An 11,302-nucleotide genomic window follows, 5' to 3' on the forward strand; every position below is an offset into this window, starting at 1 on the left:
CGTTCCCGAATCCGATAAAGATTCGGAAGGTAAAGCGCTTGCATGGCCGAAATGTGTTCACGTGTGCACCAAATCCCCAAGTGAAGCCTTGACCAACAGTTGATGCTTGGATCAACTCCCAGCTCAAGGGCGTGAATTACCCATTCTTTGGCAGGAATTGGCTCTGTCATCAGAGGTTAATGAGATGGCAAAGTAAGAGTCACGGCAGTCCGTCAGACTGTTTCTCGCAAGCCATCGACCCGACCACACCGCGTCCGCCCCCACGGCAGGGACGCAGGAGGCAGGCCACCTTGAAGTCCCTGATCGACAACGCCCGTTCCTTCGCCGCGACACACGTGGCGGACCCCCGGCACACCGCGGCCTTCCAGGCCCTGCGGACGGGGCAGTCACCCGAAGCGCTGTTCGTGACGTGTTCCGACTCGCGCGTCGTACCCGCCCTCATCACCGGAGCCCGCCCGGGCGAGCTCTTCGAGCTCCGTACCGCGGGCAACGTCGTCCCGCCCTACCCGGCGGCCGACGCCGGGCAGCGCCGCATATCCGCCCATCCCCAGAGCGAGGCGGCCACCATCGAGTACGCGGTCCGCGTGCTCGGCGTACGCGACATCGTCGTCTGCGGCCACTCGCACTGCGGCGCGGTCGGCGCCCTCGTACGCGGCGAGGACCTGTCCGCCGTACCGGCGGTGCGCGACTGGCTGGAGCACTCGGTGGCTCCCGACGCCGCCGTCCGCTCCGTCGACTCCGCCGCCTCGGACGTGGCGGAGGCCGTACAGACACACGTACTCGCACAGCTGGAGCGGCTGCGCGCGTACCCCTGCGTACAGGAACGGCTGGCCGACGGCACGCTCACCCTGCACGCCTGGTACTACGAGGTGCACACCGGGACCGTCACCGCGCACCGGCCCACGGAGGACCGCTCCCGCCCGGTGTTCGACCCCCTGTGAGAGAGCCGCCGCCCCCCACCGAACGGCCCGCTCTCCCCGCCGGCGCCGGCGTCGGCACCCCCGCCGACGCCGGCGACACCAGTGACAGGACTCCCTCACCCATGCGGACTTCACCCCCGTCCCCCCGTCGCACCACCCTCTTCTCAAACTTCCGCGAGCTGCGCGAGCCCGGTGTGCTGCGCAAGGACCTGCTCGCCTCGCTCGTCGTCTTCCTGGTCGCGCTGCCGCTGTGCGTCGGCGTCGCGGTCGCCTCCGGCGTACCCGCCGAACTCGGCCTGGTCACCGGCATCGTCGGCGGTCTGGTCGTCGGCTTCCTGCCGGGCAGCGCCCTCCAGGTGAGCGGCCCGGCCGCCGGACTGACCGTGCTCGTCCTCGAAGCGGTACGGGAGTTCGGGCTCGGCATGCTCGGCGCCATCGTGCTGCTCACCGGGGTGCTCCAGATCGCCCTCGGACTGCTGCGCTGCGGACGGTGGTTCCGCGCGATCTCGGTCTCCGTCGTCCAGGGAATGCTGGCCGGCATCGGACTCGTACTGATCCTCGGCCAGCTCTACAGCATGGCCGGAGCCACCCAGCCGCTCTCCGGAATCGCCAAGGTCACCGGCCTGCCGGGCCTGGTCGCCGACACCTTCACGACCCCCGGCGCCCTGACCGCAGCGGCCGTCGGTCTCGGCACCGTCGCGGTGCTGGTCCTGTGGCCGAAGCTCCCCGCGAAGGTGCGCGTGGTGCCCGCCCCACTGGCCGCCGTGGCCCTGGCCACCGCGGCCACCGCCGCGCTGTCCCTGGACCTGAAGACGGTGACCGTACGGGGCCTGGCCGACGCCATCCAGCCGCCCGGCGCCGACGACTTCGCGGCGCTCGGCAGCATCGCAGTCCTCGGCACGGTCCTGGCCTTCACCCTCATCGCCTCCGCCGAATCGCTGTTCAGCGCGGCAGCCGTGGACCGCATGCACGACGGCCCCCGTACCCACTACGACAAGGAACTCGTCGCCCAGGGCGTCGGCAACACCGTCTGCGGCGCACTCGGAGCCCTCCCGATGACCGCGGTCATCGTCCGCAGCTCCGCCAACGTCCAGGCGGGCGCCCGCACCCCGCTCTCGCGCATCGCGCACGGCGGCTGGCTGCTGCTCTTCGCGGTACTGCTCCCGGTCGCGCTCGGCATCATCCCGCTGGCCGCGCTCGCGGGCGTACTCGTCCACGCGGGCTGCAAGCTCATACCCGTGAAGGAGCTGCTCCCGCTGGCCCGCGCGCACCGGGGCGAGGCGGTGGTCCTGGTGACCACGGCGATTGCCATCCTCGTCACCAACATGTTCGAGGGCGTCCTCATCGGCCTGGCCCTCGCCATCGTCAAATCGGCCTGGGAGACCTCCAAGGCCCAGCTCTCCGTACGGGAGTTGACCGGCGGGCGCCTCCTGATCACCCTCACCGGGAACGCCACCTTCCTGCGGCTGCCCCGGCTCCTGGAAACCCTGGAGGCCCTCCCCAAGGACCGCCCCATAGAGCTCGACCTGACCACCGCCCACCACCTCGACCACGCCTGCCGCACCACCCTGGAGAACTGGGCCGTACGCCACAACGACAGCGACACGGAAGCGGTCCGCATGACCACCACCCGACTGGCTCCGGAACCGGCCGACTGAGGGCGGGACAGGCCCGCCGAGTACTGTCCTACGGTTGACGCACCGACCTACGAAGGGCAGGGCACGCATGCCGCACCCCAGCGAGTTCCGGGCCGTACCCCCGACCACTCTCGCCGACATCCTCGGTCGTGAGCAGGTCATGGACATCGGCATCCGCCCGCTGTGGACGCCGACCCCGCGCGTCGCGGGCCCTGCCTACACCGTGCGGTGTCCTCCCGGCGACAACCTGATGCTGCACGCGGCCATCTACCGTGCCGAGCCCGGATCGGTGGTCGTGGTGGAGTCCGGCGACCTGGACTTCGCGCTGGCCGGCGGCAACGTGTGTGCCGTCGCCCAGCGCAGGGGCGTCGCCGCGTTCGTGCTCGACGGCCTGCTCCGGGACCTGGGGGAGGTCCGCGAGGCGGGCTTCCCCGTCTTCGCCCGGGGCGTCATCCCCATTCCCGGCACGAAGCGGGCCGCCGGCGCGCTGAACACCGGAGTCCGCTGCGGGGGCGTACTGGTGAACCCCGGCGACATCGTGGTGGCCGACGAGGAGGGCGTCGTGGTCACCCCGGCAGCCCGCCAGGAGGAGGCACTCCGGGCCTCCCTGGCGAAGCTGGCCAAGGAGGCCGGGGAATCCCTCGACGACTGGGAGGCACAGCACCGCTCCCGCATCGAGAAGGCCCTGGGTGAAGTGGGGTTCACCGACTGAGCGGGGTGCTCGGCGGGGTTCTCACTCCGCCGGGGGCAGCACTCCCGCCGGGAAGGCCTCCACGCCCACGATGTGGCGGACGTTCAGGGGCTCGATCAGCACGCTGACGCGGCGCTCACCGGGAACCGTCCACTCGTAGTGGTCCGCGCCCGTGTACTTCTTGGCCAGCCGGTCCATCGCCCGGTCCGCTTCCGGACCCTCCACGAAGCGGACCGCGCGACCGCGGATCTGTACGCGGTCGTACGGGTTCCCGGCATCCGCGTGCGAGAGGTACAGGCGGGGATCGCGGCGCAGGTTGGCCTCCTTGATGCGGCCCACCGAGGTGTTGAACATGAGGTGTTCGCCTTCGAGGTCCAGCCACATCGGGGTCACGTGCGGTGCCCCGTCGGCTTCGACCGTGGCCACGTACCAGAAGTTCGGCGCTTCGATCCTGGCGCGGACTTCCGGGGTCAGGGTCATGGGGGCTCCCTCTGCTCTGTCTGTTCTGTCTGCTCTGCGCTGTTGCTGAATCGCCGAGACCGATGGTGACATCCGGTCAGGAACCGGGGATACCGGGGGGAGGTGCCCCCGGGCCCCGGCGCCCCGGGCCGCGCATCGCCAGTGACATCAGGGACGCCGCCGCGCACAGTGCGCCCGTGGCCGTCCAGAGCAGGTCGTACGAGCCGAACGCGTCGCGGACCGCCCCGCCCAGCAGGGCGGTCGATGCCGCGCCCAGTTGGTGGGCGGTGTTGATCCAGCCGAACACGATCGCGCTGTCCTCGCCGTAGTACTCCCGGCACAGGGCCAGGACGGGCGGCACCGTCGCCAGGTCCAGCAGACCGAAGAGCGCCACGAAGGCGAGCAGGGAAGCGGTCGGTGTGGCGGCCAGGATCAGGGGGAGGGCGAGGAGCAGTGCGCCCCGCAGGGCGAAGCAGACCGCGAGCAGACGGCGCGGGTCGCCCCGGTCGGTGAGCCAGCCGGAGGCGATGGTGCCCGCGATGTTGAAGACGCCGATCAGGGCGAGCAGCGAGGACGCCGTGGTGGCGGGCATGCCGTGGTCGTGGGCGGCGGGCGTGAAGTGGGTCCACAGGACGCCGTTGGTGGAGGCGCCGCAGACCGCGAACGCGCCCGCGAGGAGCCAGAAGGGGCCCGTGCGGGAGGTGCGGCGCAGGGTACGCAGGGTGCGGCGGGCGGCGCCCCGTACCGGAGCGGGCTTCGGGGCGAAGCGCGCGGAGCCGTACGGTTTCACGCCCGCGTCCGCGGGGTGGTCGCGCAGTACGAGGCGGAGCAGCGGGGCGGTCGCGAGGGCGGCCAGCGCCACCGTGACGAGTGCGGCGCGCCAGGTGTGCTGCTCGACCAGCCGGGCGAGGAGCGGCAGGAACGCCATCTGGCCCAGCACGCTCGCGGAGGCCAGCACCCCGGTGACCAGGCCCCGTCGCCGTACGAACCAGCGCTGGGTGACCGTCGCGCCGAACACCATCGCCGTCGAACCGGTTCCGACGCCCACCAACAGGCCCCAGTACAGGGTGAGTTGCCAGGGCGCGGTCAGGGCGGTCGCGGTGAGGAGGGCGCCGCAGGCCACCGTCGCGAGCGCGGACAGGGCGACCCGGCGGATGCCGAACCGGTCCATCAGGGCGGCGGCGAAGGGGGCCGTGAGCCCGTACAGCACCATGTTGACCGAGGCCGCGAACCCGATGGAGCCGTGCGACCAGCCGAATTCCTCGTGCAGGGGGTTGGTGAAGAGGCCGGGGAGGGTGGAGAAGGCTCCGGTGACGAGGATGGCGAGCGCGGTGACCGCGGCGACGGGCCAGGCGCGGTGGATACGGGAGCTGTGGTGGGTTGCTGGGGTGGTGGGGGATTCCGTGGCGGTGGGGGTGTCTGGGTCCAGGGCGTTCTCCATGGGGACCAGCCTTCGCGAGCGGTGACCCACGCGGCCACCGGCCAGATGGCCACCCTGTGAAAGAATCCGGCCATGGGTTCCGCTCCGCACAAGGTCGCCGTTCTCGTACGTCACGGGCTGCTGCCCATGGAACTGGGCATCGTGCACCGGCTGTTCGGCCAGGCGCGGTCGGCCGGGGGCGAGGTGTTGTACGACGTCGTCACCTGCACCCCCGAGCCCGGCGAGATCGCCACCGACACCGACTTCACGGTCAACGTCGCGCACGGCCCCGAGGCCCTGGCTGCCGCGGACACCGTCGTCGTCCCCGCCGCGCAGGAGGACTACGGCCCTCAGGAGCGCGGCCGGCTGAACCCGGGGGTCGCCGCCGCGCTCGCCCGCGTCCGGCCGGGCACCAGAGTGGCTTCCATCTGCACCGGGTCCTTCGTCCTCGCGGCGGCGGGACTGCTCGAAGGGCGGCGGGCGACGACGCACTGGAAGTCCTGCGAGGAGTTCCGCGAGCTGTACCCGGAGGTGGACCTCGACCCCGACGTCCTCTACACCGACGACTCCGGGGTCCTCACCTCCGCCGGTGTCGCCTCCGGCATCGACCTCTGTCTGCACATGATCCGCGGCGACTTCGGGGCGGCGGTGGCCAACGCGGTCGCCCGCTCCACGGTGGTGCCGCCGCACCGGGAGGGCGGGCAGGCCCAGTACGTCCAGCGCCCCGTGCCCGTCCCCGAGATCTCCTCCACCGGCCGGGCCCGCGCGCACGCCCTGGCCCACCTCGACCGCCCGCTCACCCTCGCGGAACTCGCCCGCGAGGCGTCCATGAGCGTACGGACCTTCAGCCGCCGCTTCCGCGAGGAGACCGGCCTCACCCCGGTGCGCTGGCTCGCGCTCCAACGGGTGGACCGGGCGCGGCAGTTGCTGGAGGAGACGGAGCTGCCGGTCGACCGGGTCGCGCACGAGGCGGGGTTCGGCACCGGGACCTCCATGCGCCAGCACTTCCAGGCGGTGCTGGGGGTCCCGCCGAACGCGTACCGCGCCACCTTTCGGGGCACGGGCACGGGCACGGGCACGGGCACGGATGCGGACGAGGCGGGCGGCCTCAGTGCCAGGACAGGTTCCGCCAGGGGCTGCCCTCGTGCTCGGTCAGCAGGCGGTGGGCGGTGACGCTCTGCTCGTAGAACGGGCCGTACTCCTCCTGGTCGAAGCGCAGCACCCGGCCCAGTGCGTAACCGGCCGAGAAGCTCTCCCAGGAGCCGTACGCGGACTTGGCGAGCGCGCCCGCGTGGACGATGGCCTGCTCCGCCTCCGGCGGGGCGCAGTAGCGGGCGGACAGGCCCCAGCGGGCGAGGTTGACGGCGCGGCCGTAGTCGTAGGCGACCGTGGTGGAGACCCGTCCTTCGGGCGGCAGCAGGCCGTCCGCGCGGAACCGGGACTCGTAGCGGAGGATGCGGCGGACCAGTTCCTCCATCGCCTTCACGCCGTCGTGGCCGACGCCCTTGTCGTGCAGATGGCCCGCGGCCGTCTCGCGCCACAGGTCGGCGGGCGGGAGTTCACCGCCCAGCGCGTGGCGCAGGGATTCGCGGATGCCGAGGGCGTAGTCGGGACCGGGCGGGCTGTTGCGGGCGGCCAGCAGGGCGTCCAGCTGCTGCCGCCAGGTGGGGTGGTCGGTGACTCCCCACGATTCGCGCAGGGTCTTGCGCTCCTCGTAGTACTCCCGGTAGACGGTGCCGACCTCGTTCCACGGCACCCCGTTGCCTACCGCCAGGTGCACGCCGCAGGCCAGTCCGTACGCGAGCGGGCCGTGCAGCGCGCCGTGCCGCAGGGCCAGGAAACGGTTGCCGGAGGGGGTGTCGTGCTCGGCGTAGCAGCGCGTCCAGTGCGCGCGGTGCGCGGGGGTGGCGGGCAGCAGGAGCTGGGCGGGGGTGCCGATGTTGACGGCGAGGAGCTGGCCCGGGTCGGGCCAGTTCATCTCGGCGACCCACTTGAGGGTGACCCCGTGGAACACCATGTCCGGGTGCCAGGACGGCAGCATCCCGCGCGTGAGGAGCGGCTTGCAGCTCCGGCCGGTCGCCGGGGCGGGGTGCGGGCGCCAGCGGATGGTGTCCGGGTCCGCGTCGACCTCGGCACGCGGGGCGGGGATGTAGAGCTCGGCACCCGCCAGTACGCGGATCTGGGCCTCGGTGTCGCCGCGCAGCCCCGCCTCGTGGAGGAGGCGCTCGGTCTCGGACGGGGGTGCCCAAGTGGCGTACTGGTGCGGGGAGTTGGGGAAGTTCATGACCACGGGATGTTCCGGTAGGGGCTGGCGGGGTCCTGGGTGAGGATGCGGTGCTGGGCCAGTGACTCCTGGTACGTGACCTCCGAGCCGGGGGACGCCGGGGCGTGGGCGTCGCTCTGCGCGAAGTCGTCCTGGGTGAAGTAGATCAGGCGGGTCATCGCGTACCCGAGCGAGAAGGCGGCCCACGAGTCGTACGCCGTGCGGGCCCGTTCGTCGACGCGCAGTACGGCTTCCTCGGCCTCGGCCGGAGTGATGTACCGCGCGCCGAGGGCCAGTCGTACGACATTGACCGCCCGCCCGTGGTCGAAGGCCGTCAGGGTGTCGACGCGTCCGTCCGGCGCGAGCGCCCCGTCCGCGCGGAACCGGGCCTCGTACCGCAGGACGCACCGCAGCGCCGCCAGGGCCTCGGCCAGGTCCTCCGCGTCGGCGCCGCGCTGCCGCAGCGAGGTGCTGACGGCGGTCGTCCACTCGTCCTCGGAGGGGAGGCGGCCCAGTTGGCGGACGAGGTCCGTCCGGGCGCGCAGCACGTACTCCTGGAGGTGGCCCTTCAGCCGGGTCGCCAGCAGCGCTTCGAGGGTGCGCCGGTAGTCGGCGCGGTTGTGGACGCGCCACGGGCTGCGGAGGCGGGCGATGTCGGTCTCGTAGTCCTCGTAGGCGGCGCCCAGTTGGTTCCAGACGAGGCTGTTGTGCACGGCGAGCTGGGCGCCGAGGGCCAGGCCGCGCGCGAGGGGGCCGTGCAGGGGGCCACCGCTGTCGGTGAGCAGGCGGCCGGGCCGGAAGGTGCGCCCGGCGCGTTCGTACGCCTCGGTCCACGCCTTGCGGTGCTTGGGGCGGGCTTCGAGCGTGAGGGCGTACGGGGTGCCGGAGTTGACGGCGAGCCGCGCCCTGCCGTCCGGCCAGACGCGGGCCAGCTCGCCGAGCGAGATCTGCCGGAACACCCACTCCGGATGCCACGGCGGCAGCGCGCCCGGCGTCAGCACGGGGACGACGGTGTGGCCGGTGGCGGGGTCGCGCTGGACGGGCAGCGGCGGGGCGTAGCCGGGGGTGTCGGCGTGCAGGCGGGGGAGGAGGAGGTAGAGGCGGGTGCGGGCGAGGAGGTCGGGGACGGTGCTGGGGGAGGGGCCGGTGGCGGTCCCGGCGGTGGGGGAGGGCACGGTGGTGGGGGAGGGGACGGTGGTGGTCCCGGCTGTCGCCGCCGCGTACAGCTCGCGCTCGATCTCCGTGCCTGAATGGCCGCCCGTCCCCGTGTTCACCGCATGATCCTACGAAACGGTGCGTGGCGCATCGCGGTTCGGGTGCGGTCGCCGGGCTTAACTCCCTGGTCGGGGCGGTGTCCGTAGGGCAAGCTGTGCTCCCCGGGGCGGGCCGTGCCGTGCCGTGAGCGAAGAAGGGCCGCAGCCGTCATGACCAGCACCACCCACGACAACACCGCCACCACCGCGCCCGACGGCATCCGTGTCACGACCTTCGCGGAGCGGCCCGAGCTGATCGGCCGGGCGTACGAGATCGCCGACACCTGGCCGGAGTTCACCTCCCACGAGCCGGTCGTCAGCGCGCTGCTGCACCAGGTGGTCGAGGAGTTCCCGCAGTACTGCGTGGTCGCCACCGACGGGGACCGGGTGGTGGCGCGCGGGTTCAGCGTGCCCTTCGACGCCGTGCGGGACGGCCGCGAGGAGATGCCGGACCAGGGCTGGGACCGGGTGCTGGTCTGGGCGTTCGAGGACCTGCGGGACGGCGGGCCGACGACCGTGGCGAGCGCGCTGGAGATCACCGTCGACGCCGATTACCTCGGCCGGGGACTCTCGTACCGCATGCTCGCCGCCCTGCGCGAAGCCGTCGGCGACCAGGGCCACGACAGCCTCCTGGCCCCCGTCCGCCCCAACGCCAAACACCTCCGCCCGCACGTCCCCATGGCGGACTACCTCCGCGAACTGCGCGACGACGGGCTCCCCGCCGACCCCTGGCTGCGCGTCCACGTGAAGGCGGGCGGCACGGTCGAGAGGATCGCGCCCGCCTCGATGACGACGTCGGGAACCCCGGCCCAGTGGCAGGAGTGGACCGGGGTGCCCTTCGACCGCGACGGCGGGGTGGCGGTGCCCGGGGCCCTGGTCCCGGTCCACTGCGACCTCACGCACGACCACGCGGTCTACGTCGAACCGAACGTGTGGGTACGGCACCGGGTGGGGCGGCGGCCGTGACGCGGTTCAGCGGTCCGGCGGTCCGGCAGCGCTCTAGAAGTCGTCCCAGGCCATCGAGCTCATCCGCCACCCCTCCGGGGTCCGTACGAACTGCGTGGTCTTGCGGCCGCCGCCCTCGAACGGCTCGCCCCGCAGCACCCCGGTCTTGCGGTACTCGCTGAACCGGTGCGCGACCGAGCCGAAGACCTCGGTCCGCTCGGTGACCTCCAACTCCGAGAACTCCGTCAGCGTCCCGTCGGTGAGCATCTTCCGGCGGGGCTCGATGAACGCGTCCAGGTCGTAGAAGACCGGCTGTCCGCCGACGGTGCTGACGATGCTGCCCTGCGGTACGAACACCTCGCGGATCACGTCCAGGTCGGCGCTGCGGCCGTCCGTGTTGGTGAACGCGCCCATGAACCTGCCCACCAGGGCGTCGAGTTCGGCCTTGGTGTCGTCCTTGCGCTCCTGCTTCCACTCCTCGGAGAGGAGCGACCACATCTCGCAGTCCGTCCGTACGCCCTCGGCCTGGCCCGCGCCCCGGTACGGGGAGAGGCCGCGCAGTACGCCCTCCATGGTCATGCCCAGCCGGCGGGCGACCGCGCTGCTGCGGGTGTTGCCCACGGCGGCGACCCACTCGATGCGGCGCATCCCGCGTTCGCCGAACGCCCAGTCCACCAGCAGTTGGGAAGCCCGGGTGACCAGGCCGCGGCCCGCTCCGGCCGCCTCCGTCCAGCAGCCGATCTCGCACACCCCGGTCGCGGCGTCGAAGCGCGGGAACATGACGCCGCCGACCAGGGTCCCGCCCTCGGTCTCCCCCTCGTCCAGCCAGATCCCGTAGATCCGCCCGGTGTCCGTCGCCTCGCGGTCCGCGTACCGCTGGAGCACCGCCTTCGCCGATTCGAGGTCCTTCGAGAAGGTCGCCCACGGTATCCAGGGGTCGACGTTCGGGCGTGCGCGGTCGATGTGGGCGAGGAACTCCGGAGCGTGCCGGGGCTCCAGCGGGCGGAGCGTGGCGTTGTCGCCGAGCGGGACGGTGAACACGGATGGATACCTCGATCCCCTGGGTGCGTAACAAGCGTTCGGTACGTAAGGTAACAGCATGCCGCCAGCACGAGGAGACCGTGAAGCCCGCCGAGAGGACGTATCCCGGGCGGTGTGGGAGGTGCTCGCCGACAAGGGGTTCGACGGGCTGACGCTGCGCGCGGTCGCGACCGCCATGGGCGTCTCGACCGGAATGCTCATGCACTACTTCCCGGCCAAGCGGGCCCTCATCGCGCATGCCCTGGACCTGCTGGAGAAGCGCACCGCCGAACGCCCCCGCCGCAAGCCCCCCGCCGAGGGCCTCGCGACCGTACGGTCGATGCTGCTGGACATCCTCCCGCTCACCCCGGGGGACACCGCCCGCAACCGCATCTGGGTCAGCTCCTGGGACCTGGCACTCGCCGACGAGGGCTTCACCTCGGACCAGGCCGCCCGCTACGTCCGGCTGCGGGAGTCCCTCGTCCCGCACTTCGAGGCGGCCCGCGAGCGGGCGGAGCTCCCCGCCACCGCAGACCCCGGCCAACTGGCCGCCACCGCCGTCGCGTTCACCCACGGGCTGGTGGTGCAGGCGCTCTTCGATCCGGCGCGCTTCCCCGAGGACGTACAGACGGCCATGCTCGACGCGCTGCTCGCGTCGCTCATGGCCGCCGGTACGCCGTGAGGGCCGGTGCGT

The 11,302-nt window shown here is 72.3% G+C and carries 11 protein-coding genes; 6 read left to right on the top strand and 5 right to left on the bottom strand.

The features are described from left to right. The first annotated feature begins 290 nt into the window (after positions 1-290). The 3 genes from ACZ5PB_RS20490 (at position 291) to ACZ5PB_RS20500 (ending at position 3,269) form a co-directional block, all read left to right on the top strand. Positions 291-941: a carbonic anhydrase gene (locus ACZ5PB_RS20490; protein WP_468693008.1), complete on the top strand. Its 651-nt coding sequence runs from the start codon at positions 291-293 to the stop codon at positions 939-941. 101 nt (positions 942-1,042) lie between these two features. Next, positions 1,043-2,578 carry a SulP family inorganic anion transporter gene (locus ACZ5PB_RS20495; protein WP_468693010.1) on the top strand — a complete coding sequence of 512 codons (1,536 nt, stop codon included), beginning with the start codon at positions 1,043-1,045 and terminating at the stop codon, positions 2,576-2,578. A 67-nt stretch (positions 2,579-2,645) separates the two neighbouring features. Beyond that, on the top strand, positions 2,646-3,269 hold the full coding sequence (locus tag ACZ5PB_RS20500) for an RraA family protein (protein ID WP_468693011.1): 624 nt from the start codon (positions 2,646-2,648) through the stop codon (positions 3,267-3,269). Between the two features lie 21 nt (positions 3,270-3,290). Here the strand turns inward: ACZ5PB_RS20500 and ACZ5PB_RS20505 are convergent, their stop codons facing one another. Both ACZ5PB_RS20505 and ACZ5PB_RS20510 read right to left on the bottom strand, forming a co-directional pair. Then, positions 3,291-3,728 carry a PPOX class F420-dependent oxidoreductase gene (locus tag ACZ5PB_RS20505; RefSeq protein ID WP_468693012.1) on the bottom strand — a complete coding sequence of 146 codons (438 nt, stop codon included), beginning with the start codon at positions 3,726-3,728 and terminating at the stop codon, positions 3,291-3,293. 76 nt (positions 3,729-3,804) lie between these two features. Beyond that, positions 3,805-5,148, bottom strand: a complete 1,344-nt coding sequence (locus ACZ5PB_RS20510) for an MFS transporter (RefSeq protein WP_468693013.1) — start codon at positions 5,146-5,148, stop codon at positions 3,805-3,807. 72 nt (positions 5,149-5,220) lie between these two features. On the opposite strand from ACZ5PB_RS20510, the gene ACZ5PB_RS20515 reads away from it, so the two are divergent. Continuing rightward, the gene (locus ACZ5PB_RS20515) at positions 5,221-6,300 is read left to right on the top strand and encodes a GlxA family transcriptional regulator (protein ID WP_468693014.1); all 1,080 of its coding nucleotides are present in this window, start codon (positions 5,221-5,223) and stop codon (positions 6,298-6,300) included. Here the strand turns inward: ACZ5PB_RS20515 and ACZ5PB_RS20520 are convergent. Beyond that, positions 6,236-7,411 (bottom strand): DUF1266 domain-containing protein, encoded by a 1,176-nt coding sequence (locus ACZ5PB_RS20520; RefSeq protein ID WP_468693016.1) that lies wholly within the window; start codon positions 7,409-7,411, stop codon positions 6,236-6,238. The genes ACZ5PB_RS20515 and ACZ5PB_RS20520 overlap by 65 nt on opposite strands. Beyond that, positions 7,408-8,664 (bottom strand): DUF1266 domain-containing protein, encoded by a 1,257-nt coding sequence (locus tag ACZ5PB_RS20525; RefSeq protein ID WP_468693017.1) that lies wholly within the window; start codon positions 8,662-8,664, stop codon positions 7,408-7,410. Before ACZ5PB_RS20525 ends, ACZ5PB_RS20520 begins: the two co-directional genes overlap by 4 nt. Before the next feature lie 150 nt (positions 8,665-8,814). Here ACZ5PB_RS20525 and ACZ5PB_RS20530 point away from each other — a divergent pair, with 150 nt between their 5' ends. Beyond that, positions 8,815-9,609, top strand: coding sequence for an N-acetyltransferase (locus ACZ5PB_RS20530; RefSeq protein ID WP_468693019.1), 795 nt, complete (start codon positions 8,815-8,817; stop codon positions 9,607-9,609). Between the two features lie 33 nt (positions 9,610-9,642). Here the strand turns inward: ACZ5PB_RS20530 and ACZ5PB_RS20535 are convergent, their stop codons facing one another. Further along, positions 9,643-10,629 carry a GNAT family N-acetyltransferase gene (locus ACZ5PB_RS20535; RefSeq protein ID WP_468693021.1) on the bottom strand — a complete coding sequence of 329 codons (987 nt, stop codon included), beginning with the start codon at positions 10,627-10,629 and terminating at the stop codon, positions 9,643-9,645. Between the two features lie 58 nt (positions 10,630-10,687). On the opposite strand from ACZ5PB_RS20535, the gene ACZ5PB_RS20540 reads away from it, so the two are divergent. Beyond that, a complete protein-coding gene (locus tag ACZ5PB_RS20540) occupies positions 10,688-11,290 on the top strand; it encodes a TetR/AcrR family transcriptional regulator (RefSeq protein ID WP_468693023.1) in 603 nt (200 codons plus the stop codon). Positions 11,291-11,302: the final 12 nt, after the last annotated feature.

The organism is Streptomyces sp. NPDC032721 (assembly GCF_055579625.1).

What these genes read in the sequence shown, in the direction of transcription:
- ACZ5PB_RS20520 (WP_468693016.1), bottom strand. Translation starts at nt 7,411, where the DNA reads ATGAACTTCCCCAACTCCCCGCACCAGTACGCCACTTGGGCACCCCCG.
- ACZ5PB_RS20530 (WP_468693019.1), top strand. Translation starts at nt 8,815, where the DNA reads ATGACCAGCACCACCCACGACAACACCGCCACCACCGCGCCCGACGGC.
- ACZ5PB_RS20500 (WP_468693011.1), top strand. Translation starts at nt 2,646, where the DNA reads ATGCCGCACCCCAGCGAGTTCCGGGCCGTACCCCCGACCACTCTCGCC.
- ACZ5PB_RS20540 (WP_468693023.1), top strand. Translation starts at nt 10,688, where the DNA reads ATGCCGCCAGCACGAGGAGACCGTGAAGCCCGCCGAGAGGACGTATCC.
- ACZ5PB_RS20505 (WP_468693012.1), bottom strand. Translation starts at nt 3,728, where the DNA reads ATGACCCTGACCCCGGAAGTCCGCGCCAGGATCGAAGCGCCGAACTTC.
- ACZ5PB_RS20510 (WP_468693013.1), bottom strand. Translation starts at nt 5,148, where the DNA reads ATGGAGAACGCCCTGGACCCAGACACCCCCACCGCCACGGAATCCCCC.
- ACZ5PB_RS20515 (WP_468693014.1), top strand. Translation starts at nt 5,221, where the DNA reads ATGGGTTCCGCTCCGCACAAGGTCGCCGTTCTCGTACGTCACGGGCTG.
- ACZ5PB_RS20495 (WP_468693010.1), top strand. Translation starts at nt 1,043, where the DNA reads ATGCGGACTTCACCCCCGTCCCCCCGTCGCACCACCCTCTTCTCAAAC.